Genomic DNA, 25,166 nt, shown 5'->3' on the forward strand with positions numbered 1-25,166 from the left:
GTGAAGCGGATTATTCAGGGAGCCGCCATGTCCACTTTGCGCAAGCTTGTTCTTTCCGCCGCTTCGGTTGCCGCGCTTGGCGCAGGTGCGGCGTCTGCCGAGGTTGTCGGCAAGGTCGGGGTCGACTGGATCGGCAACGACATCATCGTCGATGCCATCGCCGATCCGCAGGTGAAGGGCGTGACCTGCCACGTCACTTATTTCGACCGCAGCGTGATCGACCGGATGAAAAACGGCAACTGGTTCGAGGATCCTTCGAACAATTCGATCGCCTGCCGCCAGACGGGACCGATCGAGATCGGTGACATCAATCTCTCCAGAGATGGCGACGAGGTGTTCAAGGCGGGCATGTCGCTCATCTGGAAGAAACTGGTCGTCAACCGCATCTACGACAAGACCAACGACACGCTGATCTATCTCGCACATTCGCGCGAACTGACAGATGGCTCGGCGAAGATGTCGATCTCGACGATCCCGCTCTATGGCCAGAACGTCACCTGGAAGAACGCCAAGCCGCAATAGCGAAAAGGTCCTCCTTTCGCCAGCTTCGCCAGCGCGTTCCGAGCGGAAGGCTGATTACGCAGCCTGCGCCAGCTCATCGGCGATGACGGTGTCGAGGTTGAGGAAGCAGACCATGGTCTTTTCCAATGCCACGATACCGCGGCAGAAGGCGCGCTGGGCTTCCGGGATGATTTCCGGCGGCGGTTGCAGGTCCTCGCTCTTGATGGTCATCATGTCGGAAACCTGCTCGACGAGGAGACCGACGAGCTTGCCGGCGATGTCGGTGACGATGATGGCGGAGCGTTCCGACGGCTCCGTCATCTTCATGCCGAGACGGCAGGCCATGTCGATGACCGGGATCACTGCACCGCGAAGGTTGATGAGGCCAAGCACGTAGGGCGGCGTATGCGGCATTGGCGTCACTGGCGCCCATCCGCGGATTTCGCGGATCGCCATGATGTCGATGCAGAATTCCTGTTCTGCGAGATGAAAGGAAACGATTTCGAGATGGGAACCGGCCTGTGTGATGATGGCGCTTGTCATGATCAGATTCTTCCCAGTTGTCTCCGGCCAGAGCGGCCACGGCTTTGGCGGCGGCGCCGCCAATGAATGCGCCCGCGACTTTGCCAATCAGGCTCCATGCAGGTGAAGGTCTCGGATGCGAGGCGGCGGTTGCTTCTCGCGGCGGGTGACGGGCGTTCATGCCCTCGCCGGTCTTGAACTGCCTACCCAGTCGGATCGAATTTCGGCGTCTGTGGCTGGCGGCAGTATTGTTGTCTTTCACTCCGATGGATTTTTCGCTCGCAGAGGTTACGATTGATTTAACGGGAACGGCGGTTGTGCAAAACATCTGCCAAAGCGAAGGGTGAGGCAATTGATCACGTGCAGGAAAACGGGATGTTGAATTGCGTGCGTGGCGCCGACGAGCTATCAGGCGGGCAGTTGCGGACTGCGTCGTCCGCTTGCTTTCAGGGGTCGCAGACATGAAGAATTTCCGTGTTGCTGTTTGGGTGGCCGTCATCATCGTCGCGGCGGTGCTCGGATGGCTGACGCTGAACATCACGAAGACGAGGGATATGCCGCTCGCCGATGGGCCCTACGGCGTTCCTTTCTCGCTCGTTTCGCAAAGCGGCGAGCCGATCACCGAGCAGGCCTTGCGCGGCAAGCCGAGCGCGGTCTTCTTCGGCTTCACGCATTGCCCCGAGGTGTGCCCGACGACGCTCTTCGAGCTCAATGGCTGGATGGAAAAAGTCGATCCGGCTGGCGACAAAATACAGGCCTATTTCGTTACGGTCGATCCGGAGCGAGACACGCCGGAAATCATGAACCAGTATGTCTCGAACGTTTCGAAGCGCATCACGGGCATATCCGGTCCGCCAGAGAAGGTGACCGACGTCATCAAGGGCTTCCGCGTCTACGCCAAGAAGGTGCCGGTCGATGAGAAGGATCCGAATGGCGAATATACGATGGATCACACGGCGTCCGTCTTCCTCCTTGATTCCGAGGGCCGTTTCGCCGGCACGATCGCCTATGGCGAAAATCCGGACACGGCGGTAAAGAAGCTGGAGAATTTGATCAGCAAGGGATGAAACCATGGGGGCCGGGCATCGCAGCATCCTGATCGCCGGTGCCGGCGCGACGGGTCTTGCAGCAGCAATCGAGCTTGCCCGGCGAGGCAAAGCCGGGCGCTTGGCATCGCGCGAACGCTGACCTCGCTTTCATCTTCCCGGGCCGCTGACGCAATCCTTCGCAGCGTTGCCGGTTATGATAGACCGCCGCCAGTCTGGATCGACGGCGCGCAATAGAAATAGGATAAGTTCGTGAGTGAAATTCGCCTGTTTGTGACGACGGCTGAAAAGAAGGCCGGGCAGGTTCTCGATCTTCTGACGGAAGTTTTCGGTGAAGAAGACTTCGCGATTGCGACGACCGAGATCGATGAGAAGAAGGATATTTGGGAAGCCTCCGTCTATATGATGAGGGAGGACGAAGATGAGGTTCGCCTGCGCGTCGAGGAGGCGCTGAAGGCGTTCCCCGACCTGACGGTCGAGCGCGAAGTCATTCCCGATATCGATTGGGTGGCGAAGTCCCTTGAGGGCCTGAGGCCTGTTCGGGCAGGGCGCTTCCTGGTGCATGGCTCGCATGACCGCGGCAGGGTCCGCCCCGGCGATATCGGCATCGAGATCGATGCTGGGCAGGCCTTCGGCACCGGCCATCACGGCACGACCTCCGGCTGCCTGGAGGTAATCGACAGCGTGTTGCGTTCGCGCCCCGTCGGCAATGCGCTGGACCTCGGCACGGGCAGCGGCGTCCTGGCGATTGCGGTGAGAAAGCTCAAGAAGATCCCGGTTCTCGCAACCGACATCGACCCGATCGCCACGCGTGTCGCGGCCGAAAACGTACGCCGGAACGGCATTGCCTCGGGAATCGTTGCGAAGACTGCGCCAGGTTTTCATTCGACGGCATTTGCCGAACACGGGCCGTTCGACCTCATCATCGCCAATATTCTGGCACGGCCGCTGATCAAGATGGCGCCGAAGCTGGCCCAGCACCTGGCGCCTTGCGGCTCGGTGATCCTGTCCGGCATCCTCGCAGAACAGCGCTGGAAGGTGCTTTCGGCCTATAACGGTGCAAAGCTCCGCCACGTCCGCACCATCTGGCGGAACGGCTGGGTGACGATCCATCTGGACCGTCCGTAAGCTGTCGGCAAAAATGAAGGCGGTGCCATTGGCACCGCCTTCGACCGTTAAACGGCCATGCCCGCGAGCTCGAAGGAGGAGGAGCGCTCGAGCGGGCTCTACAGTTCTGATTGCCGGTCCGTTGAGGGAGGAGGAGAAACGAAGCGGCAAATAGCTCAGAACGCGTAGCTGGGTACACCCTTGTGATGTGTAACCTTGTGGCCCGTGCCGAGCATCTTGAGGCTATCCCCATTGAGCGGGCGGCGGGCACCGATGACGTGATGCACTGTCTGGCGTTCGCCAGCCTGCACCGGGCTGCTGTAAGCGAAGCGCGACAGAGAGGCAGTCATTTTTCATTTCCCTTTCGTTGCAGGCTCGATTTCCGAACCGCTTGATGCGCCGTATATAACTATTCCCAGATCCTTAGGCAGAGGCTTTCGCTCATGGGAGCCATGCGCTAAATGCATAAAGCATGCCAGTTTTGCTTTCCTTGTCACATTTCTGCCAAATATCGAGCGGCCCAGATAGGGGAGAGTGGCTGCTTTTTCTCCCCTTGCCCTGATTTTCCGGTAACATGGGCTGCCCGCTTTTCGGCGGATTCGTCTATACAGGTATTGGGTTTTTCAGGATGTTCCAGTCATTTGAGGTTACTTCCACGCCACAATTCGGCCGCGATCGGGTCGGGCGGCTGCGCGCCAGTTTCGAGGAGCTCGGCATCGACGCCTTTCTCGTGCCGCGTGCTGACGAGTACAACGGCGAATATGTGCCGGCATGCGCCGAGCGCCTGGCCTGGCTGACCGGCTTTACCGGGTCTGCGGGAATTGCGCTCATCACCCATAGCCAGGCGATCATTTTCGTCGACGGCCGCTACGTCACGCAGCTTGCCGAGCAGGTTGATGGTTCCGTCTTTACCGGCGGCGACCTCGTCAACGAGCCGCCGCATGTCTGGATTCCCAAGAACGGCAAGCAGGGAATGCGTCTTGGCATCGATCCGTGGCTGCATTCCGGCGCCGACGTGCGGCGTCTTGAAAAGGCGCTTTCCGAGATCGGCGGCACGCTGGTGATCCTGCCGCACAATCCGCTCGACAGGCTCTGGACGGACCGGCCGGCCGAACCGCTCGGCGCCGTGGTCATCCACAATGTCGTCCAGGCCGGCGTGCTGGCAAAGGACAAGATCGCGACGATCGCTGCCGATCTTGCCAAGAAGAATGCGGCAGCCGTGCTCATTGCCGATCCGTCTTCGATTGCGTGGATCTTCAACATACGCGGTGCCGACGTTCCGCATACGCCGCATCCTCTTGCCCGTGCGATCATCCATGCCGACGGCAAGGCTGAGCTGTTCCTTGATAAGCGCAAGACGAGCATCGAGCCGGAAGCTTACCTGGCGCAGATATGCGTGCAGCTGCCGCCGTCTTCGCTTGACGAGCGCCTTGCTGCCGTGTCGAAGGATGGCGGCCGGGTTATGATCGATCCGGACATCGCCTCCCATGCGCTTGCCGACATCATCCGCAAGTCGGGCGGCGAAGTGGTGGAGGGTAACGATCCTGCCAAGCTGCCGCGGGCGGTGAAGAACAGCGTCGAACTCAACGGCTCGGCGGCGGCCCACCTGCAGGACGGTGCGGCGATGGTCGAGTTCCTCTACTGGCTGTCGCAGGAAAGGCCGGGCACGGTGACGGAGATTGCCGCGGCCGAGAAGCTGGAGGCCGTGCGCGCCAGCGTCGGCCAAAACATGCAGAACCCGCTCAAGGATATTTCATTCGACACGATTTCCGGCGCCGGCGAGCATGCCGCGATCATGCACTACCGCGTGACGGTCGATACAGACCGGACAATCAATGCCGGGGAGCTTTTCCTGATCGATTCCGGCGCCCAATACATCAATGGCACTACCGACATCACCCGCACCGTCGGCATCGGCGCGGTCTCGGATGAGCAGAAGCGCTTTTTCACACTGGTGCTGAAAGGCATGATCCAGATCAGCACGGCGCGCTTTCCGAAAGGCACTCGGGGCTGCGATCTCGATCCGCTGGCGCGCATTGCGCTCTGGCGGGCGGGCGTCGATTTCGGGCACGGCACCGGCCATGGCGTCGGCTCGTATCTTTCCGTGCACGAGGGACCGCAGCGCATATCGAGGCTTTCCACGCAGGAGCTGCTGCCGGGCATGATCCTTTCCAACGAGCCGGGTTATTACCGGCCGGGCAGCTTCGGCATCCGCATCGAAAACCTGATCTATGTGCGCGAGGCGGAGGACATCGATGGCGGCGACATGCCGATGTTGGGCTTCGAGACGCTGACCTTCTGCCCGATCGACCGCACGATCGTTATTCCCGAACTGCTGACGCATGACGAGCTGCACTGGTTCAACGACTATCATGCCCGCACCCGCGACGCGCTGATGCCGCTGATCCACGACCAGGACGTCAAGTCGTGGCTGGAGAATGCGACGCTGCCGCTGGAATACTGAGGTTTGGCGCGTCGCGCGGCCCTAGAATCCGACCGTGCGGCGCCAGCCCATGACGACAAGCCAGGCCGCGACGAGCATCCAGGTGTGCGACACCTTGAGACCGACGATGAGGGCGACGACAAGCGACAGCTTGGAATCCCAACCGCCGTCGAAGAAGGCCGGTGCGACGATGGTCGTCAGCACTGCCGCAGGGACGGCGTTGAGGGCTGCCTCCATGCGCGGTGGGATTCGTTTCATGGTGGTGATGAGCACATAGCCGCCAATACGTGTTGCATAGGTCGCAACAGCCGATGCGAGGATCACAAGGACCATCTGCAGATCGAATTCCATGTCAGACCTCGTGCGGTTCGTTTTCTGGTTCGGGTTTGAGCGCGCCAGGCAATGGCAGCAGCGCAGCCAAGGTGATGCCGGCCGCAGCGCCCAGGCTGACATGCCAGGGTGACCCGACATAGTGGTAGGCGATCGCAGAGGCGACGGCGCTGACGAGGGCGACCGGCAGGAAGTTGGAGCGGTTGCGGAAGCCGAGGACGATACCAAGGAAATAAGCGGGTAGCAGGATATCAAGGCCAAGCGCCTTCGGATCCCCGATGAAGCCGCCGAGCAGCCCGCCGAGAAGGCTGACCAGAACCCAGGGCACGTAGATGATAATGCCGAAGCCGAAGTACCAGATGAAGGTGACCGGCTTGCCCTCCTCGCCGCGCTTCACCATCTCGGCGAATTGCGGGTCAACGAGCAGGAAGAAGGTGAAGAACTTCTGCAGCGGCGTGAAATGGCGTACGTAGCGCGCGATTGCCGCCGAATAGAGAACATGGCGAAAGTTGACGGCGAGAATGGAGGCGACGATAAGCCAGGCCTGGACGTTGTTTCCGAAAAGCTCGATGCCGACCATCTGGCTGGCACCCGCATAGACGGTGGCGCTCATCAGCATCAGCTCGGAAAGCGACATGCCGTTATCAACGGCAAGCGCGCCGAATAGCGCTGCGAAAGGCGCGGACGCCACGGCGACGGTGAAGCCGCCCCGCAAACCCTCGACGAAATCCGCGCGACTCATAGGCACGTGTCCTCATTCAAAAACGAACCTGCTCTATGTGTCCATCGCCTCTGCCGCAATCGAATTTCCTTGATCGACCGATCGATTTCGCTGAACGGTGAACCTCAGACAATGGCAGGAGACAAGACGATGAAGCCGATAGATTTTTCCAGAGAAGATAAGGCGGCGCTGATTGCGCGTATCCAGCACTTCTTCGAAAAGGAACTGGATCATCCTGTCGGGCTGCTCAGGTCGGAACTGGTCCTCGACTTCTTCGCCAAGGAGATCGGCGCCGCCTATTACAGGCAAGGCCTGCAACATGCACATACGGCGTTCTTGAAGCGTGCCGACGACCTTGCGGACGATATCTACGGGCTGGAGCAGGGAGCGCGGGACTGAGCCTCAGCCGGCGAGCGCCTTTTGGCTGTCGATGATCTCGATGCCACGTGCGCGCATGTCCTCGATTGCGGCAGCCACGCCTTCCGGCGTGATGCCGCGGCTTGCATCTTCGACAAAGCGAACCTTGATACCGGGCATCATCTCCAGCGCATCGAGCGCCGAGAATTTGACACAATAGTCGGTCGCCAGGCCGCAGACGTCGAGCTCTGTCACGCCCTGGTCTAGGAGGAAATCGGAAAGACCGGTCGAGGCATCCTGGTCGTTGTCGCGGAAGGCGGAATAGCTGTCCACCAGCGGATTTTCGCCCTTCTGCTGGATGAGATCGATCTCTTCGGATTTCAGCGCCGGATGCAGTTCGGCGTCGAGGGTGTTCTTTACGCAGTGATCCGGCCACATCATCTGCGGCTTCCCGGAAAGCACGCCCATTTCGAAAGGCTTCTTGCCCGGATGGGAGGAGGCAAAGCTTCCGTGGCCGGGTGGATGCCAGTCCTGCGAGGCGACGACCAGATCGTACATGCCGCTGTCGATCAGCTTGTTTGCAACCGGCACGACCTGATCGCCTTCCGGCACCGGAAGATTGCCGCCCGGGCAAAAACCATTCTGAATATCGACCAGCAATAACGCTCTCATCAGGCGACCCCATACGTTTGCGGCGCGCAGCATGCCAAGCGGATATGCCGCTATCAACTAGTGGATTTGCAGGTGGTCAAGCGCAAGCTTTTTTTGGAGAAACATGCATGCGCCAAGTGCGACGGCCTGCCGCGCCTGTTCCAGCAGCCGGGCGGCGATCCAATCGTCCTTGCGTTTCGTGAAAGCCGGCTTGGCCGCGCTTCGTCGAAATCGAGCTCACGCGTCACCGTCGAACCGCCGGGGCGTATAATCGGGCAGCGCAGGCTTGTTGGCAGGATCGATCCTGCCTTGCGGACTCATGTCCAAAAAGACCGGTTCTTCGCCGGGACGCGGCACGAGAATCCTGACGTGGTCGTCATGGCCGAGGCTGACGAAATCGTCAAGATCCGGCATGCCCGCTGGCGAGAACAGGGGCATCGCGCTAGATATCGTCCGGCAAGGCGAGGAGATCACAATGGCAATCAGCATCGTGCAACTGGGCTCGCCACGGAGCAAGGACGAGGGCCTTCGCATCGGCACTGTGCGCCGCCCGCCGCGCGGCGTGGCGAAGGAGGAGTTTGCGAGCCGCGACTATTACGACGTTTGGCTGCCGATGCTGGCGCCGAGCCGGGAGCTGGTGGCCATGGCGAAGGCAGCGCAGACCGAAGCCGAGTGGCAGGCCTTCTCCCGCGCCTATCGCAAGGAAATGAACGCACCTGACACCAGTCGGGTCCTCGACACGCTGGCCGCACTCTCGCACACCGCCAACTTCGCCGTCGGCTGCTACTGCGAAAATGAAAGCCGCTGCCACCGCAGCCTGCTGCGCGGGCTTCTTGCCGAGCGTGGCGCGCAGCTCGGGGCGCAGGCCCTCGCCTAGGCGTCGGATAGGCTGACTTGCCGATTCCGGTTTTTTCTGCCTTCCTTGGCCAAGAAGAGCAGCCGGGAGCAAGCAATGACCGAGCCAGGGCCAGAGGAGAAAATCGACGCCACCTTCCGCAACGGCTCGCTGACGGCTGCGGGCATCATTCTCGGCTTTTCGCTGAGCTTCATCAGCCGCTGGGTCTCCAACCCGAATGACTGGAGCAGCATCGATATCCTGCCGATGCTGCTCTTGAGCGTCGGCATCGCCCTGCAGGTGAAGGTCTTCGCCGATCTTTTGGCGCGCGATTCGCTGATTGCCGCCAAGTACGACCGGGCGCGGCGGCTCTTCCTGATCGGGTTGAGCATCGTCGCCATCGGCATCACGATTGCGCTCGTCAACGATATTTTGGGGATGGGCAAGATGCCGATTTTGGGTTGATGCCGCATAAAATAAGATCAAAGCTGTGCGCGACGAACCCGAGCCGCGAAAAAGCCGGCCGTGAAATCAGGGCCGGATCTGGAAGGGACGTCTCGTGCCGCGCTGCCGGACGGCTAGTCAAACCCGTTCCACAAACCCATCCAACACCCGCTTTTGCCCGGCCCGATCAAAATCGATCGTCAGTTTGTTGCCCTCGATCCCGGTAATATTCCCATTGCCGAATTTCAGGTGGAAGACGCGGTCGCCCATCTGGAAGCGGGATGGTTCGGTGGAGGTGGATTTGGCGACGAGTTCGCCGTCGATCATGCGACCCTTGGGGCCGCTTTCGCCGTAGCCGATACGTTCGACGGCGTGGCCCGAGCGCGTGCCCCAGTTGTCGCGGGTGGCATCGGTCCTGTTGGCTTGGGCGCGTTTCCACCCGGGGGTGGAATAGGAATTGGCGAAGGGGTCGGCCTTGTCGAAGCGCGATTGGCCGTAGCCGCCGCGGCCGTAACCGCCGTAGCTCTGCTCGACTTCGGCGACTTCCACATGGGTTTCCGGCAGTTCGTCGAGGAAGCGGGAGGGGATGGTCGATTGCCAGAGACCGTGGATGCGGCGGTTGGAGACGAACCAGATGTGGCAGCGGCGCTTGGCGCGGGTGATGCCGACATAGGCGAGGCGGCGCTCCTCCTCAAGGCCGGCGCGGCCGCTTTCGTCGAGCGAGCGCTGATGCGGGAAGAGGCCCTCTTCCCAGCCCGGCAAAAAGACGGTGTCGAACTCCAACCCCTTGGCCGAGTGCAGCGTCATGATCGAAACGGCGTCGAGGTTTTCGTTCTGCTCGGCATCCATGACCAGTGCGACGTGCTCCAGGAAGCCACGCAACGACTCGAAGCTTTCCATCGAGCGGATCAGTTCCTTGAGGTTTTCCAGCCGGCCGGGCGCCTCCGCCGTCTTGTCGGCCTTCCACATGTCGGTGTAGCCGGACTCTTCGATGATCTGCTCGGCAAGTTCGGTATGCGGAGTCGTTTCAAGCCTTTGCTGCCAATTCCTGAAGCTGTGCACCACGTCGAAAAGCGCTTTGCGCGCCTTCGGTTTCAGCTCGTCTGTTTCGATGATGTCGGCCGCTGCTGCGAGCATCGGGATATCACGGGCACGGGCATAGTCGTGCAGCGCGCGCACGGTCGTCTCACCGAGGCCACGCTTCGGGGTGTTGATGATGCGCTCGAAGGCGAGGTCGTCGGCGGGCTGCGCGACGAGGCGGAAATAAGCCATGGCATCGCGGATTTCGAGGCGCTCGTAAAAGCGCGGGCCGCCGATTACGCGGTAGTTGAGCCCGAGCGTCACGAAGCGGTCTTCGAATTCGCGCATCTGGAAGGAGGCCCGCACCAGGATCGCCATGTCGTTGAGGTCGTGCTGCTTGCGCTGCAGGGCCTCAATCTCCTCGCCGATGGCGCGGGCTTCCTCTTCGCTGTCCCAGGAAGCATGCACCTGCACCTTGACGTCTTCCGGGTCGACGCGGTCGGTAAACAGCGTCTTGCCCAGGCGGCCTTCGTTGTGCGCGATTAGATGCGCGGCGGCGCCGAGGATGTGTTCGGTCGAGCGGTAGTTGCGCTCCAGCTTGATGACCTTGGCGCCCGGGAAATCTTTCTCGAAGCGCAGGATATTGTCCACTTCGGCGCCGCGCCAGCCGTAGATCGACTGGTCGTCGTCGCCGACGCAGCAGATGTTGATGGTGGTTTCCGCGATCTCTTCCCTTTTCGAGGAGATGTCGGGGGAGGCGACAAAGGCGGATGTTCTCGAGCCGGTGTCCGACGCGATATCTCCCTCTGCCCTGCCGGGCATCCCCCCTACCAGGGGCGAGGTCGACTTGCGGCCCGGCCGCTGTGCCAACAGCCGCAGCCACATGTACTGCGCGGTGTTGGTATCCTGATATTCGTCGACGAGGATATAGCGGAAGCGCTGGTGGTATTCCTTGAGCAGGTCCGGGTTCTTGCGGAAAATGGCAATGGGATGCATGAGCAGGTCGCCGAAATCACAGGCGTTCAAGCTCATCAGTCGCGCCTGATAGGCGAAGTAGAGTTCGCGGCCCTTGCCGTTGGCAAAGGCGCGGGCGTCGCCTTCGGGGATGTCGGCGGGACCGAGCCCCTTGTTTTTCCACGTATCGATCATGCCGGCGAATTGCTTGGCCGGCCAGCGCTTGTCGTCGAGGCCCTCGGCCTGGATCAGTTGCTTGATGAGGCGCACGACGTCGTCGGTATCGAGGATGGTGAAATCGGACCGCAGGTTGACGAGCTCGGCGTGGCGGCGAAGGAGCTTGACACCGATCGAGTGGAAGGTGCCGAGCCAGGGCATGCCTTCGACGGCGCCGCCGACGAGCAGCGCGATGCGCTCCTTCATTTCGCGCGCCGCCTTGTTGGTGAAGGTGACGGCGAGGATCTGCGAGGGGAAGGCGCGGCCGGTGCTTAAGATGTGCGCGATGCGGGTCGTCAGCACGCGGGTCTTGCCGGTGCCGGCGCCCGCCAGCACGAGGACCGGACCTTCCAGCGTTTCGACGGCTTCCGTCTGTTCGGGGTTCAGGCCCGCGAGGTAATCCGGTCGCTTGGCGCCGTCGCGGGCAGCCATGGCACGGGCGGCGATCCCTCCGGCTGCAGGCGTAGGCGCCTGCGGCTTGCGCGGGGCCTCGCCCGGTTCTTCGTCGAAGAAGGGGATATCGTCGAAACTATTGCTCATGGCGCGTAATGTAGTGATTCGGGATGGAAAGGCCAGAAAAGATGTTCTTGGTTCATTCCAACCCCTCCAGGAGGAAGGCCGACCGCTGGCGCGCCGGCGCATTCAGGGCGGCGGCAGATGCTTGTCCAGTCCCTAAAGTAGCGATTGTCAGTCGCGAGCCGGAAATACGCTTCCGCTCAAGCAAAAGTGACCTGTTTTCGTGAGGATGGAGATTACAATTCTGTAATGACCGGCACGTGCGCTTGATGGCCGCTTGTAAAGGGGCGATATTGCCGCAGTCAGTGGGGAATATGTCTAAAGCGCTCTTGGGATCGTCCCGGGTCTGACCCTCGGCCCCTTCGGAGACGTGTATGGCCTTTTGGAAGCAGTTTGTTCTTTCTCTTATCGTTATTGCGGCCGGCTTTGCCGGATGGATTTTTCTTGTGCCGGGTGCCGCCGATGTATTGAGAAATGCCGGCGTCCCGCAAAACCTTGTCGCCAGGGTGGCTCCCCCCGTGAAGCCCGGGGGCGATGCGTCGGGTCAGGGCGAGGGCAGCCAGGGCGGACGCAACGGCGGCGGGCGCAACAGCGCCGTTCTGGTCGTGACGCAGGCCGTCGTGCAGGGCGTTGTCAACGACCGGCTGAACGCGATCGGCACAGGCGACGCGATCCGCTCCGTGGCGGTGACGCCGCAGGCAATGGGCACGATCCGTGAGATCCTCATCAAGTCCGGCGACAAGGTCAAGCAGGGTCAGGTGCTTGCCAAGCTCGACAGCGAGGAGCAGGTGATCGCCAAGGGGCAGGCCGAAGTGGCGCTGAAGAGCGCGATCGAGAAATCCAATCTCTATCACAACATCAAGTCCAGCGTTGCGCGCATGGACGTATTCGATGCCGAGATCGCCGAGCAGGGGGCGCGGCTGCAGCTGCAGGCCGCCGAGCTCAATCTCACCCGGCGCAATATCGTGGCGCCGATCGACGGCATCGTCGGCATCGTCCCGGTCAACATCGGCGACAACGTGACCACCAGCACGCCGATCGTGACGCTCGACGACCGCTCGGAAATCCTGGTCGACTACTGGGTGCCGGAGCGCTTTGCCAATACGGTTTCCGTCGGCCAGCCGGTTGAGGTAACCACCGTCGCGCGGCCGGGACAGGCGTTCACCGGAGAGGTCCAGGCAGTCGACAACCGCATCGATGCGGCGAGCCGGACACTGCGCATCCGCGCCAAGATCGACAACCGCGCCGACGTGCTTCGCGCCGGCATGTCCTTCAATGTCAGCATGAAATTCGCAGGCGACAAATATCCGGCCGTTGATCCGCTTTCCGTCCAGTGGGATTCGCAGGGCTCTTTCGTCTGGCGGGTGGTCGACGGCAAGTCGAACAAGGTGCGTGTCAGCATCGTGCAACGCAATCCGGATTTCGTGCTCGTGAAGGCCGGCATCAAGGATGGCGACGCCATCGTGACGCAGGGCCTGCAGCGCGTCCGCGAGGGTGGGCCGGTGCGCTTCGGCAATGAAATGGCCTCGAAAAACGGGGTCGCGACACAATGAACGTGACCGTCACCGATCTTCCCGAAAGAGCATCCGGCAAGCAAACCTTCACGGCACTCTTCGTGCGCCGCCCGATCCTGGCGCTGGTCTTCAATACGCTGATGGTGGTTGCGGGTCTTGCTGCCTATGCCGGGGTCGAAGTGCGCGAACTGCCCGATGTCGACCGGCCGGTCGTGACCGTGCGCACCATGTTCGACGGCGCTGCACCGCAGACGGTCGATCAAGAGCTGACCAAGGTCATCGAAGGCGCAGTGGCGCGCGTCAGCGGGCTGAAATCGATCTCCTCGCAATCGCAGTTCGGCCAAAGCCGAGTGACGCTGGAGTTCTCCGATGCCGTCGATCTCGCCGTTGCTGCAAACGACGTGCGTGATGCGATCGGGCGCATCATGGAGCAGCTTCCAGACGACGCCGACGCCCCGCAGATCGTCAAGGCGGATGCGGATTCACAGCCGATCATGCGTCTTGCGGTCACCTCGACCAAGCTCAACATGGATGACCTGACGCTCCTCGTCGAAAACGAGATCGTCGACCGGCTAGCCTCCGTCGACGGCGTTGCCGATGTCGAGCAATATGGCGACCAGGAAAAGATATTCCGCGTCGATGTCGATCAGGGCGCCCTCGCAAGCCGCGGGCTGACGGTCGGCGATCTGACGGAGGCACTCGACAACTCCGCCCTCGACGTTCCTGCCGGATCGCTGAAGAGCACGACACAGGACATCGTGGTGCGCGCCACGGCGAGCCTGCAGAAGCCGGAGGATTTTTCAAATGTCATCCTGCAGGACCGCGTGCGTCTCGGAGACGTCGCGACGGTAACGCTCGGGCCGCGTGACGGAGATACGGCGCTGCGCTCGAATGGCAATCGCGGCATCGGCCTCGGCGTCATCCGGCAGGCCCAATCCAATACGCTCAATATTTCGAGCGGCATCAAGACGGTGGTCGAGCAGCTTTCGAAGACGCTGCCGGAAGGCACGAAGATCGCCGTCACCAGCGATGACGCGGTGTTCATCCAGGGAGCGATCCACGAGGTCGTGCTGGCGCTGATCCTTGCCGGCGTCATCGTCACCGGCGTCATCTACCTCTTCCTGCGCGACTGGCGGGCAACCTTGATCCCCGCGGTCAGCATGCCTGTCGCATTGATCGGCACGCTGGCTGCGATCTATCTCGTGGGCTTTTCGATCAATATCCTGACGCTGCTCGCCATCGTTCTGGCGACGGGTCTCGTCGTCGATGATGCGATCGTGGTGCTCGAGAACATCGTGCGGCGGCGCGCCGAAGGCATGGGGCCGCGGGCGGCCGCCGTCCTTGGCACGCGCGAGGTCTTCTTCGCGGTCATCGCGACCACAGCAACACTTGCCGCCGTCTTCATTCCGCTGTCATTCCTGCCGGGACAGGTGGGCGGTCTCTTCCGGGAGTTCGGCTTCGTGCTGGCCTTCTCGGTCGGTCTCTCGTCGATCGTCGCGCTGACGCTTTGTCCGATGCTCGCCTCGCGCATGCTGACGAAGCCAATGCTGGAGGATCATGGCGCGCTCGGCCACTTCGGCGCGGCGTTTGCACGTGTCTATCAGTGGACTCTCCAGCGTTGCCTCAATGCGCCCTTGGTGGTCATTGTCGCGTCGGTTTTCTTTGCTGGTGCGGCGCTTGTCGCCTTTTCGACGGTCAAGAGCGAGCTTACGCCGAACGAGGACCGCGCCATGGTGATGATGCGGCTCACCGCGCCGCAGGGATCAAGCCTCGAATATACGCGCGACAAGCTGCAGCTCGTCGAAGAATACCTGCAGCCGCTGGTCGATAGCGGCGACATCAGGAACGTCTTTTCGATCTCCGGGCAAGGCGGCTCGGCCAATAGCGGCTTCATGGTGCTGACGCTGGCGCCCTGGGGCGAGCGCGACCGCACGCAGGCGGATATCGTCCAGGATGTCAACCGTGCGGCATCGCGCGTGCCCGCACTTCGCGGCAATGCGATATCATCGAACAGCCTGCGCATTCGTGGCGCCGGCAGCGGCCTGCAGATGGCGCTCGTCGGCAATGACTACGACCGGCTGACGGCTGCCGCCGTCAAGCTGGTGCAGGCGCTGGATGCGACCGGGCAGTACGATACGCCGCGCCTCACCAACGAACCGACGCAGGCGCAGGTCTCCGTCACCATCGACCGGGAGCGGGCTTCCGATCTCGGCATCGATATCACCGGGCTTTCGACGGCGATGCAGTCGCTCCTCGAGGGGCGTTCCGTCGTCGACGTCTTCGTCAATGGCGATGCCTATCCGGTTCTGCTTACTTCGACCATGCGGCCGATCGATGATCCAACGGATCTTGAAAACGTCTTCCTGAAGACCGGCGAGGGCAAGATCGTACCGATGTCGGTCATCGCATCGCTAAAGGAAGGCGCGGTTGCGCCGCAGCTGAACCGTGAAGCTCAACTCGCCTCCGTCGCGATTACGGCTGGCCTCAAGGAAGGCATGTCGCTCGGCGATGCCGTCAAGCAGGTGACGGAGCTCGCCGAGACGATTTTGCCGCCAGGGGCGCGTCTTATTCCGCTTGCCGAAGCAGCAACCCTGGAAGAGAACTCCAGCGGCATGGCACTCACCTTCGGCTTTGCGATCGTGATCATCTTCCTGGTATTGGCGGCGCAGTTCGAAAGCGTGCTGTCCTCGCTGATCATCATGTCGACCGTGCCCCTTGGGCTTGCCTGCGCCGTCTTTGCGCTCATTATCACCGGATCGAGCCTCAACATATACAGCCAGATCGGCCTGGTGCTGCTCGTCGGCGTCATGGCGAAAAACGGCATCTTGATCGTCGAGTTCGCCAATCAGCTCCGCGATCGCGGTGTCGAAGTGCGTGAGGCCATCGAACGCGCTTGTTCGCTGCGGCTGCGCCCGGTCATGATGACGATGATCGCCACCATCCTGGGCGGCGTTCCGCTCGTCTTTGCGCATGGCGCAGGCGCGGAAGCGCGCATCGCGCTCGGCTGGGTAATCGTCGGCGGACTGGGTTTTGCAACGCTTGTCACGCTCCTAATTACGCCCGTCGCCTACCTGCTGGTCGCCCGCTTTGCCAAGCCGCATGCGCATGAGGAAGCGCGCTTGCACGAGGAGATGGCGATTGCGGCACGGCCGAAACCGGTGCCCGATCCCAAGCATCTGCAGGCTGCGGAATAGATTTCACTTCGCCCGCCGATCGCGGCGTTCAATGAACGGTTGCAAAACAAAGTGAATTTGTTCTGAACGTTAGATATTTCTTAAGCATAAAACGCAATGATCTACCTGTAACCGAGCAGATTTCTCCAGTCTTTCGGAGGTTTGCCCACCCGCTGGCTTCAGCGCCCGAACATGACGTTTCGCGGACACGGTTCGCTGTTTGTAAGTAGCATGTTGTTGTGTTCGGAGTTCCTGTCCCGTGAGTATTTTTCAACGCACGTCTGTCGATGCGGCGCTGCATACGCTTCGTGATATCAACCACAGCCTGACGCGGACGCAGAACCGCGTCTCGTCCGGTTTTCGCGTCGAACAGGCCCGCGACAACGCCGCCTACTGGTCGGTGGCGACGACGGCCCGCTCCGACAATAAGGCGCATGCTGCCATTCAGGATGCGCTGGGCATGGCGGCCGCCACAATGGGCACGGCCTATACGGGCGTTGCCAGCGCCGTTGACGTGGTTTCCGAAATCAAGGCGAAACTTGTCGCTGCGACCGAACAGGGCATCGACAAGGAAAAGATCAATGACGAGCTGACGCAGCTGAAGGCTCAGTTGCGCTCCGTCGCCGAAGCGGCGGCCTTCAACAGCGACAACTGGGTCGTCCTGACCGATGAAGACAATCCCACCGAGCCGAAGCAGATTCCGGCATCCTATATCCGCAATGCCGACGGCACCGTCACCGTCGGCACGCTGACCTATCATATCGACCTGCCCTCGACGGGCGTCACCACATCGAAGGATGCCCGCTACCTCGTCGACGACCGTTCCGGCGGCAGCGGCGAATACGGCGCACTGACATCATCCTATTTCGCGGCGGAAATGGGCGCTTCGCAGAATTACGTCTTGATCTTGAGCAAGGCGGGCAATACCGCCGGACAAGTGGAGATCGGACTTTTGTCCTCGACGACAAAAGATCAGGTCGACGAGATGATAAGCGTAGTAGACGGCATTCTCAGGCAGATGACCACCGTGGGCTCGGCTTTTGGTGCGCTTGAAAAACGCATTGAGCTGCAGAACGAGTTCGCCAGAACGCTTTCCGACGCGTACAGCTCAGGTATCGGACGTCTCGTCGATGCCGATATGGAAGAGGAATCGAGCAAGCTCACGGCACTGCAGACGCAGCGGCAGCTTGGTCTGCAGGCGCTCTCGATCGCCAACGCGAGCTACGACACCGTAAGGCAGCTCTTCCAGAACTTCTAACCACCTGCTTGCCCGCTTGTCTCGCACATTCTCGAGCCGGTGAGACCGCTGTGGCAAATTGGCGATAGACTCGGGATTTGTGCAAGCGGCACGTGTCCATTCCACCGATTTTGTTTTATCGGAGGGGACGCGTTCATCTTGTTGCCGCATTCCATAATATTTGCTCGGGCCAGCTTCGAACGGAGAGCTTTCTGTCCATGATCAAGAAATTCGTACTTCTGGCGATCGCCGCCAGCTACCTGACCGCCTGCACCACGACCGACCCCTATACGGGCGAGCAGAAAATGTCGAAAACCGCAGGGGGGGCGATGCTCGGAGCTGTCGGCGGAGCGCTTGCCGGCGCCGCCCTTGGCGGACGCGGGCACGGGCCGCGCAATGCGGCGCTGATCGGCGCGGGCCTCGGCGCGCTCGCAGGCGGCGCAATTGGCAACTATATGGACCAGCAGGAAGCCGAACTCCGTGCCCAGCTCCAGGGCACTGGTATTTCGGTAACGCGAAACGGCGACAACATTATCCTGAACATGCCGTCGAACATCACTTTCGACATCGACCAGGACGCCGTAAAACCGGGCTTCTATTCCACGCTGAATTCGGTAGCGATCGTGCTCAGGAAGTTCAATCGCACATTGATCGATGTCAACGGCCATACGGATTCCACCGGCAGCCTGCAGCATAACCAGGATCTGTCGCAGCGCCGTGCCCTTTCGGTTGCCGATTACCTCGGCGCACAGGGCATCGACCAGCGTCGCGTCTCTGCCGTCGGCTTTGGCCCGTCGCAACCGGTCGCGTCGAACGCGACGGAAGCTGGCCGCGCCCAGAACCGCCGTGTCGAGATTCAGATTGCGCCGATCACGCAGAGCTGAGCTACGCCATTTTTATCAGGAACGGCCGGATCATCCCCGGCCGTTTTTCATTTGTGCGCCGGGCATGGCGCGTGCCGCGCCCTGGGAGACCTGCCAGCTGCCTCTCTAGACAGATGTGCTTGTGCATGGGCTCTTGATCGTCAAGTCTCTCCGCTGATTGTCTCGCCGCCAGGATCATCCTTCCGTCCGTGGTCAGCACGAAGACTGCCACACCATGCCATAGGATCCGAGCCGAAAGGTCGACTAACGCGCGAGATTTTCCGAGCCATTCACAGCACATCTTCCGACCTTGCCAAGCCCTACTTCAGGCGAGGGGACCTGCAAGGAGCAAACCTGATGCGGTCTGCTTTGCTTGACGTGTCGTTCCTTTCCGCAGCCATCTGCCTGCTCACGCAGCAAGGGACCCCGCAAATTGGCCCACTTTTGCCGCTGTTGTCGAATGTTCCGCTTGATGATCTTGACGAGGAGTGGGAACTCTTGGTCATGCCTTCTGCCGCTAGAGGCTACCTCCTAACCGATCAGGCATGCATCGTCGCGCCCTTGGTGACTTTGTCGACGGTCTTCTTGCCGGCGCGCAGAGCAACGCCGACGACCTTGGCATCTTCCGGCGCGTATTCGGCAAAGACGGCGCGATTGGCGGCGTCATGGCCGGTCGCAAACATCTCCTCGATGAACAGCGAGGATAAAATCTCGCGCTCCAGCACGCGGCGATGTATCGCTGAAATCGTCGCCTCATCGGCCGATAGCACGATGATCGGCTGGATTGACATGGCATTGTAGGTGTTGCCGGCGCGGTCCCTGTAGGCCTCGCCGATGATCGCCGGATTTTGCCCGGCGATGCCGCTCATCAAAAAGGCGGTTACATTCAGCTTCTGCCATGACGCAAGATTGTTTCGCAGAACGATCGCAATTTTGGTATCAAACATTCCAGTCTCTTTCATGCGGTTTCGAGGTCGCGTTGAGCCAGGATTTAACGCCCCAGGTTTTCGAAGGTCTTGAACGTTTGTGCATGCCGCAGGGCGGCGAGGGCATTGTGGCAGCGCCTGCCTTTCCCGGGATCGAGCGTATCGAGGCAAAATTCAGCGGAAACGCCTTCGAGCCGCACCGGCACGACACCTATGGGCTCGGTGTGACGCTGAAGGGCGTGCAGACCTTCTCGTATCGCGGCGAAAGGCGCTTCAGCATGCCCGGTCAGGTGATCGTGCTGCATCCAGACGAGGTGCATGACGGGGGGGCGGGCACGGATGACGGGCTGCAGTACCGCATTCTCTACCTGGAGCCCTCGCTGCTTTTCGAATGCCTGGAAGCCGAGAAACTCGGACTGCCTTTTGTCGACCAGCCTGTTATCAGCGATGCGGTTCTTGCCGATGTCCTGCTTGGCGCGCTGACGGATCTCGAAGGAGAGCTCGACGAGCTTTTCGTCGACGATTTCCTGATGCGCATGGCGCAGGGGCTCGTAAGGCATACGAAGGCATTGCGCAGGCTGCCCGCCAATATTGCCTGGAACCAGGCCCGCTGCGCCCGCGACTACCTTGACGCACATGCGACGCGAACGGTGCGCTCTGGCGAGCTTGAATCCGTAACAGGTCTCGACCGCTTTACATTGTCGCGGCATTTTCGGGCGGCGTTCGCGACCAGTCCGCATCGCTATCTTCTGATGCGGCGGCTGCAGCAGGCGCGCGCGATGATCGGCGAGGGCAGCGAGCTGTCGGACGTCGCCTTTGCCACCGGGTTTGCGGATCAGAGCCACCTGAACCGCCATTTCAAGAAAGCCTATGGCATGACGCCCGGCCAGTGGGCTGCGCTCAGGCGGGGTTCTCAACCAGGCCGCTCCTTCGCGCGATGAAACGCGCAAGCATAGGCCCGGTAAACAGGATCACCACAAACCGGCCCACCTGCATCGCCATGACGAACGGCAGGTCGACGTCGCTGGAGGCGGCGATGATGGCAACCGAATCCGCACCGCCAGGGCTGGTCGCCAGATACGCCGTCAGTGGATCGATGCCCGCGAACTTGTGAAGTGCCACTGCCATCAGCCCGCAGGTCGACATCAAAAGCAGGATGGAGGCGCAAACGCGCGGCAGAGCACGGGCGGCATGCTTCAGGATCGAACGGGTGAAGCGCAGTCCGATGCTCCAGCCGATCAGGGCATAGCTCATCGCGAGCAGCCACATCGGCAGCTCGATCGTCAGGACGTCGAAACCCTGCAACAGGGAGCCGGCGAGAAGCGGCAGGATGATAGTGCCGCCCTGGACGCGGAAACGGAAGGCGACATAGACGCAACAGCAGGCAAGCAGCACGGTCGCGGCAAATGCCGGCCAGTCGATCGGCGGGAAGAGAATGATCGGCGGCAGCTCGCCGTCGGGGGCGACCCAGAGGCGCGAGACGCAGGAAGCTGCAACGCAGACGAAGACAACGCGCAGGTACTGCATGAAGGCGACTAGGCGGGCGTCGGCGCCATAAGCCTCCGACATGATGACCATCGCCGAGGCACCGCCCGGAGAGGAGCCCCAGACGGCGGTGGTGCCGGGCAGCACCTGCAGCCGGGTCAGGAAATAGCCGAGCACGCCTGCGATGGCGATCACCGAGACGATGACCAGCATGAAGAGCGGCGCATCATTGGCCATCGTGGCGAGAATGTCAGGGGTGATGGCGCGTGCCATCATCAGGCCCACCAGTGCCTGCCCGAATTGCAAGGGCAAGCAAGGGACGCGCATCTTTCCCTTGCCGATCACCAAGGCGAGAAAGATTGCCGCGATCATCGGCCCGACGAGCAGCGATGCCGGAAGGGCAAGACATTCAAGAACGATAACGAGAACGGTAGAGAAGCTAAGCAGCAGAACCCATCTCGGCAGGCTGGCTTCTCGTATGGCTCTGCTTGCGGCCTTAAAAGGCATGGAACGCCTGTCTTTTTTCCGACCGATGGGCCGCGGTGAACGGCATGGAAATTCATCGGCAGCAACATGAGGATCGGCCGGAGCAGCCGAAAAAATAATTCCCGGTATATGGGCAGGTTAAGCCCGCCGCAATTGCGAAATATGGTCTCCATGGGAAAATTCCGCCTGGGGTGCGCGAGCCGAATAGCAGCGTTGCGACAAGCGCAAGACTTCTCCTAAAGACGAACGTTGGCTGCAAGAAAATCAAGCAGTGTGCGGACGCGGGCTGGCAGCGGACCGCCGTGGCCGATGTAGACGGCGGAGAATTCCTCGAGGTCGCCGGGGTTCAGGTCTTCAAGGACAGATACCAGTCGACCTGCGGCGATATCGGCGCGGACGGTGAAGGCGGCAAGGCGCGCAAGGCCGGCGCCGCAAAGTGCCAGGTGGCGCATCCCTTCGCCGTCGCCGACCTGAATGCCCGGCGTCACGGGAACAAGCACCGTGTCGTCTTGATCAAGGAGCGGCCAGCCGCCGATGGCGCGGGAATAGGAAAAGCCAATGCGGCAGTGCTGTCGGAGATCTTCGATCGACACTGGTTGACCATTGCGCAAAATGTAGTCCGGCGAGGCGACGATGAATTTACGGGCTGCACCAAGCTTGCGGGCGATCAGACTGGAATTCTTCAGCGGTCCGGCGCGGATTGCGACGTCGGCGCGTTCCTCCATGAGATCGACGATCTTGTCCGTATAGGAAATGTCGAGTGTCACGGCCGGATGAAGCGCCATGAAGGCGGGCAGGAGCGGGGCGAGCACGTGATTGCCGAAGGACGCGCTGGTATTGATACGGATCGGCCCGGCTGCCTGTTCGCCTGCTGAGGCATAGCGCTCGGCCTCGGCGATATCGGCAAGGATGGAGACGCTTCTTTCGTAGAATGCGCAACCTTCCGGCGTGAGTTGCAGGCGCCGCGTCGAGCGGTTGATGAGACGTGTCCCAAGCCGGGCTTCCAGGCGGGCGATAAGCTTGCTGACGGCCGACGGGGTCATCCGGCAGGCGGTTGCCGCAGCGGTGAAGCCGCCGAGTTCGACGGCGCGTACGAAGACGTCCATTTCGCCGGAGCGATTGATGTCCTGACGGCTCATGATGAATTCAAATCACAAATGACTTTCTCGCTGGCAATCTATAACGCGCCTCAGCGAGTGTCTATCTCTCCTGAGGACAACAGGAGACAGTCCATGGAATACAGAAATCTCGGTGCATCCGGCGTAAGGGTGCCGATCTTGAGTTTCGGCGCGGGCACCTTCGGCGGCAGCGGCCCGTTGTTTGGCGCATGGGGCAATACCGACGCGGCGCAGGCGCGACGTCTGGTCGATATCTGCCTCGAGGCAGGCGTCAATCTCTTCGATACCGCCGACGTCTATTCGGCTGGCGCATCGGAGGAGGTTCTGGGGCAGGCGATCGGCGGCAAGCGCGACGGCGTGCTCATTTCCACGAAGACGGCCTTGCCGATGGGCGAGGGGCCGGCAGATTGGGGAACCTCGCGCTTGCGGCTGATCAAATCCGTCGATGACGCGCTTCGCCGCCTCGGCACAGACTATATCGATTTGCTGCAACTGCATGCCTTTGACGCCTCCACGCCGGTCGAGGAGATGCTTTCGACGCTCGATCGTCTCGTTGCTGCCGGCAAGCTCCGCTATATCGGGGCGTCGAACTTCGCCGGCTGGGAGCTGATGAAATCACTCGCCGTCTCGCAACAGCATGGCTATGCGCGCTACGTAGCCCATCAGGTCTATTATTCCCTGGCTGGGCGCGACTACGAATGGGAGCTGATGCCGCTCGCTGCCGATCAGGGCGTGGGTGCGCTGGTGTGGAGCCCTCTTGCCTGGGGTAGGCTGACCGGCCGTGTCCGCCGCGGCCAGCCGCTACCGGAAGGTAGCCGGCTGCACCAGACAGCGCAATACGGCCCGCCGGTCGATGACGAAAAGCTGTTCGACATCGTCGACGTTCTCAATGAGATTGCCGCGGAGACGGGCAAGACGGTACCGCAAATCGCCATCAATTGGCTGACCTCGCGGCCAACCGTGGCAAGTGTCATCATCGGGGCGCGCAACGAGGAGCAACTGCGCCAGAATCTCGGCGCCGTTGGCTGGTCGCTGACGAAGGAGCAGGTCGAAAGGCTCGAAACGGTCAGCGCGGTGCCGGCACCATATCCGTATTTCCCGTACAGGAGGCAGGAAGGCTTCGCTCGGCTCAATCCACCGCTCGTTTGAACCATCTCGCGCGACTCTTGACTGGACAGGTGCCATCCGTTGGCCCATATCAACCTGCCCGTGGACGGCAGATAGTATGGGAGATCAACAGGATGGCGCTCAGCGACGCAAAGGCTGGAAAACGCAACGAGGAGGGCATTTTTGCCGTCGTCGGCATCTTGAAACAGCGCTTCGGCGAGCGCTTCCAGACCGGCGAATCCTTCCGCGCCCAGCATGCGCATACGACCACCTACATACCGGCGCAGCTGCCCGATGGCGTACTGTTTGCCGAGATGGCCGATGACGTAAAGACCGCCGTCAAGGTCTGTGGCGAATACAAGGTGCCGGTGATCGGCTTTGGCACCGGTTCCTCGCTGGAGGGGCAGGTGAATGCCCCCAGCGGCGGGATTTCGATCGATTTCAGCCGCATGAACCGAGTTCTCGAAGTGAATGCCGAAGACCTCGATTGTACCGTCGAGCCGGGCATCACACGCGAGGAACTGAACGTTTATCTGCGCGATACCGGCCTGTTTTTTCCCATCGACCCCGGCGCGAATGCCTCGATCGGCGGCATGGCTTCGACGCGAGCGTCCGGAACCAACGCCGTGCGCTATGGCACGATGAAGGACAATGTGCTGTCGGTCACGGCCGTGACGGCCAATGGCAAGGAAATCCGCACCGCTCGCCGAGCGCGCAAATCCTCGGCAGGCTACGACCTGACGCGCCTTTTCGTCGGCGCCGAAGGCACGCTCGGGATGTTGACTTCGGTGACGCTGCGGCTGCAGGGAATTCCCCAGAAGATCGCGGGCGGGGCCTGCTCCTTTCCAACGATCAAGGCCGCCTGCGACGCGGTCATCATGACAATCCAGATGGGCATTCCTGTCGCACGCATAGAATTGCTCGATGACGTGCAGATGCGGGCATGCAACGCCTATTCGGGTCTGAGCTACGCCGAGAGCCCGACGCTCTTCCTGGAATTCCACGGAAGCGACGAGAGCGTCGAGCTTCAATCGGCGCAGTTTGCCGAGATAGCGGCCGAATGCGGCGGGGGCGATTTCCTGTGGACGGCAAACGCCGAGGAACGCAACAAGCTGTGGAAGGCACGGCATGATGCTTATTGGGCCTGCCGGGCGCTGGCGCCCGGGCTTGCCGCACTTTCGACCGATGTTTGTGTTCCGATATCACGGCTTGCGGATTGTGTTGCCGAGACTCAGGCCGATATCCAGGAACATGGTCTGCTGGCGCCGATTGTCGGCCATGCGGGAGATGGCAATTTCCACGTGCTTCTCCTGTTCGACGACAAGACGGCGGAAGGTGTTGCGGTTGCGGAGAATTTCGTCGTACGGCTTAACCAGCGGGCTCTTGCGATGGATGGGACATGCACCGGGGAGCATGGGATAGGACAGGGAAAGATGAGGTTTCTCGAGCAGGAACTCGGCGGTGCCGTCGATCTCATGCGGCAGGTCAAGCAGGCGCTCGATCCTGACAATATCTTCAATCCGGGCAAGATTTTTCATCTTGTCTGAAAACGGAACAATCTCATGAACTTCGGCTTTGCTCCCGGCATGAATGA

The 25,166-nt window shown here is 61.2% G+C and carries 24 protein-coding genes and 1 pseudogene; 14 read left to right on the forward strand and 11 right to left on the reverse strand.

Annotated elements, in window-relative coordinates; genetic code table 11:
* The first annotated feature begins 27 nt into the window (after positions 1-27).
* The gene (locus tag EV130_RS14145) at positions 28-522 is read left to right on the forward strand and encodes a CreA family protein (RefSeq protein WP_074061730.1); all 495 of its coding nucleotides are present in this window, start codon (positions 28-30) and stop codon (positions 520-522) included.
* 54 nt (positions 523-576) lie between these two features.
* Here EV130_RS14145 and EV130_RS14150 read toward each other — a convergent pair whose 3' ends face one another.
* Positions 577-1,044, reverse strand: a complete 468-nt coding sequence (locus tag EV130_RS14150; protein WP_022714385.1) for a chemotaxis protein CheW — start codon at positions 1,042-1,044, stop codon at positions 577-579.
* Between the two features lie 7 nt (positions 1,045-1,051).
* Positions 1,052-1,327: pseudogene (locus EV130_RS33340) on the reverse strand (methyl-accepting chemotaxis protein); the annotation flags it as partial.
* Positions 1,328-1,484: 157 nt separating this feature from the next.
* On the opposite strand from EV130_RS33340, the gene EV130_RS14160 reads away from it, so the two are divergent.
* Together EV130_RS14160 and EV130_RS14170 are read left to right on the forward strand one after the other, a co-directional pair.
* Complete coding sequence (locus EV130_RS14160; protein ID WP_074061729.1) at positions 1,485-2,090, forward strand: SCO family protein; 606 nt, start codon at positions 1,485-1,487, stop codon at positions 2,088-2,090.
* A 231-nt stretch (positions 2,091-2,321) separates the two neighbouring features.
* On the forward strand, positions 2,322-3,197 hold the full coding sequence (locus EV130_RS14170; RefSeq protein ID WP_074061728.1) for a 50S ribosomal protein L11 methyltransferase: 876 nt from the start codon (positions 2,322-2,324) through the stop codon (positions 3,195-3,197).
* 155 nt (positions 3,198-3,352) lie between these two features.
* Here EV130_RS14170 and EV130_RS32560 read toward each other — a convergent pair whose 3' ends face one another.
* Positions 3,353-3,526, reverse strand: a complete 174-nt coding sequence (locus EV130_RS32560) for a hypothetical protein (RefSeq protein ID WP_165918524.1) — start codon at positions 3,524-3,526, stop codon at positions 3,353-3,355.
* 278 nt (positions 3,527-3,804) lie between these two features.
* On the opposite strand from EV130_RS32560, the gene EV130_RS14175 reads away from it, so the two are divergent.
* Positions 3,805-5,640, forward strand: coding sequence for an aminopeptidase P family protein (locus EV130_RS14175; protein ID WP_074063228.1), 1,836 nt, complete (start codon positions 3,805-3,807; stop codon positions 5,638-5,640).
* A 21-nt stretch (positions 5,641-5,661) separates the two neighbouring features.
* Here EV130_RS14175 and EV130_RS14180 read toward each other — a convergent pair whose 3' ends face one another.
* Positions 5,662-5,970, reverse strand: a complete 309-nt coding sequence (locus tag EV130_RS14180; RefSeq protein ID WP_074061727.1) for an AzlD family protein — start codon at positions 5,968-5,970, stop codon at positions 5,662-5,664.
* A 1-nt stretch (position 5,971) separates the two neighbouring features.
* Positions 5,972-6,691: an AzlC family ABC transporter permease gene (locus EV130_RS14185; RefSeq protein WP_074061726.1), complete on the reverse strand. Its 720-nt coding sequence runs from the start codon at positions 6,689-6,691 to the stop codon at positions 5,972-5,974.
* A gap of 129 nt (positions 6,692-6,820) precedes the next feature.
* Between EV130_RS14185 and EV130_RS14190 the strand changes: the two genes are divergently transcribed.
* Positions 6,821-7,069 (forward strand): DUF2164 domain-containing protein, encoded by a 249-nt coding sequence (locus EV130_RS14190; protein ID WP_074063227.1) that lies wholly within the window; start codon positions 6,821-6,823, stop codon positions 7,067-7,069.
* A 3-nt stretch (positions 7,070-7,072) separates the two neighbouring features.
* Here the strand turns inward: EV130_RS14190 and pncA are convergent, their stop codons facing one another.
* A complete protein-coding gene (gene pncA, locus EV130_RS14195; RefSeq protein ID WP_132550446.1) occupies positions 7,073-7,699 on the reverse strand; it encodes a bifunctional nicotinamidase/pyrazinamidase in 627 nt (208 codons plus the stop codon).
* A gap of 216 nt (positions 7,700-7,915) precedes the next feature.
* Positions 7,916-8,116 (reverse strand): siderophore-interacting protein, encoded by a 201-nt coding sequence (locus tag EV130_RS14200; RefSeq protein ID WP_165918525.1) that lies wholly within the window; start codon positions 8,114-8,116, stop codon positions 7,916-7,918.
* A 37-nt stretch (positions 8,117-8,153) separates the two neighbouring features.
* Here EV130_RS14200 and EV130_RS14205 point away from each other — a divergent pair, with 37 nt between their 5' ends.
* Positions 8,154-8,555: a DUF488 domain-containing protein gene (locus EV130_RS14205; protein WP_132660600.1), complete on the forward strand. Its 402-nt coding sequence runs from the start codon at positions 8,154-8,156 to the stop codon at positions 8,553-8,555.
* 75 nt (positions 8,556-8,630) lie between these two features.
* Positions 8,631-8,978, forward strand: coding sequence for a hypothetical protein (locus tag EV130_RS14210; RefSeq protein WP_132550440.1), 348 nt, complete (start codon positions 8,631-8,633; stop codon positions 8,976-8,978).
* Between the two features lie 117 nt (positions 8,979-9,095).
* Here the strand turns inward: EV130_RS14210 and EV130_RS33345 are convergent, their stop codons facing one another.
* Positions 9,096-11,687 carry an ATP-dependent helicase gene (locus tag EV130_RS33345; RefSeq protein WP_245520057.1) on the reverse strand — a complete coding sequence of 864 codons (2,592 nt, stop codon included), beginning with the start codon at positions 11,685-11,687 and terminating at the stop codon, positions 9,096-9,098.
* A gap of 350 nt (positions 11,688-12,037) precedes the next feature.
* Between EV130_RS33345 and EV130_RS14225 the strand changes: the two genes are divergently transcribed.
* The 4 genes from EV130_RS14225 (at position 12,038) to EV130_RS14240 (ending at position 18,471) form a co-directional block, all read left to right on the forward strand.
* Positions 12,038-13,216: an efflux RND transporter periplasmic adaptor subunit gene (locus EV130_RS14225; RefSeq protein WP_074061723.1), complete on the forward strand. Its 1,179-nt coding sequence runs from the start codon at positions 12,038-12,040 to the stop codon at positions 13,214-13,216.
* On the forward strand, positions 13,213-16,371 hold the full coding sequence (locus EV130_RS14230; protein WP_132660602.1) for an efflux RND transporter permease subunit: 3,159 nt from the start codon (positions 13,213-13,215) through the stop codon (positions 16,369-16,371). Before EV130_RS14225 ends, EV130_RS14230 begins: the two co-directional genes overlap by 4 nt.
* Before the next feature lie 238 nt (positions 16,372-16,609).
* Entirely contained in the window at positions 16,610-17,608 is a 999-nt protein-coding gene (locus EV130_RS14235) for a flagellin N-terminal helical domain-containing protein (protein ID WP_074061721.1), read from the forward strand.
* A gap of 197 nt (positions 17,609-17,805) precedes the next feature.
* Positions 17,806-18,471, forward strand: coding sequence for a YiaD family glycine zipper/OmpA-like lipoprotein (locus tag EV130_RS14240; RefSeq protein WP_132550434.1), 666 nt, complete (start codon positions 17,806-17,808; stop codon positions 18,469-18,471).
* Positions 18,472-18,989: 518 nt separating this feature from the next.
* Here the strand turns inward: EV130_RS14240 and EV130_RS14245 are convergent.
* On the reverse strand, positions 18,990-19,397 hold the full coding sequence (locus tag EV130_RS14245; protein ID WP_132660604.1) for a DUF2000 family protein: 408 nt from the start codon (positions 19,395-19,397) through the stop codon (positions 18,990-18,992).
* A gap of 32 nt (positions 19,398-19,429) precedes the next feature.
* On the opposite strand from EV130_RS14245, the gene EV130_RS14250 reads away from it, so the two are divergent.
* Complete coding sequence (locus EV130_RS14250; RefSeq protein WP_132550430.1) at positions 19,430-20,317, forward strand: AraC family transcriptional regulator; 888 nt, start codon at positions 19,430-19,432, stop codon at positions 20,315-20,317.
* Here EV130_RS14250 and EV130_RS14255 read toward each other — a convergent pair.
* Together EV130_RS14255 and EV130_RS14260 are read right to left on the reverse strand one after the other, a co-directional pair.
* A complete protein-coding gene (locus tag EV130_RS14255) occupies positions 20,277-21,368 on the reverse strand; it encodes an AbrB family transcriptional regulator (protein WP_074061716.1) in 1,092 nt (363 codons plus the stop codon). The genes EV130_RS14250 and EV130_RS14255 overlap by 41 nt on opposite strands.
* A 215-nt stretch (positions 21,369-21,583) precedes the next feature.
* Positions 21,584-22,486, reverse strand: a complete 903-nt coding sequence (locus EV130_RS14260; protein ID WP_132550428.1) for a LysR family transcriptional regulator — start codon at positions 22,484-22,486, stop codon at positions 21,584-21,586.
* A gap of 93 nt (positions 22,487-22,579) precedes the next feature.
* Between EV130_RS14260 and EV130_RS14265 the strand changes: the two genes are divergently transcribed.
* Entirely contained in the window at positions 22,580-23,614 is a 1,035-nt protein-coding gene (locus EV130_RS14265; protein ID WP_132660606.1) for an aldo/keto reductase, read from the forward strand.
* Between the two features lie 92 nt (positions 23,615-23,706).
* Entirely contained in the window at positions 23,707-25,119 is a 1,413-nt protein-coding gene (locus EV130_RS14270; RefSeq protein ID WP_132550424.1) for an FAD-binding oxidoreductase, read from the forward strand.
* Positions 25,120-25,166 lie beyond the last annotated feature (47 nt).

The organism is Rhizobium azibense (assembly GCF_004342325.1).
Lineage (GTDB): Bacteria > Pseudomonadota > Alphaproteobacteria > Rhizobiales > Rhizobiaceae > Rhizobium > Rhizobium etli_B.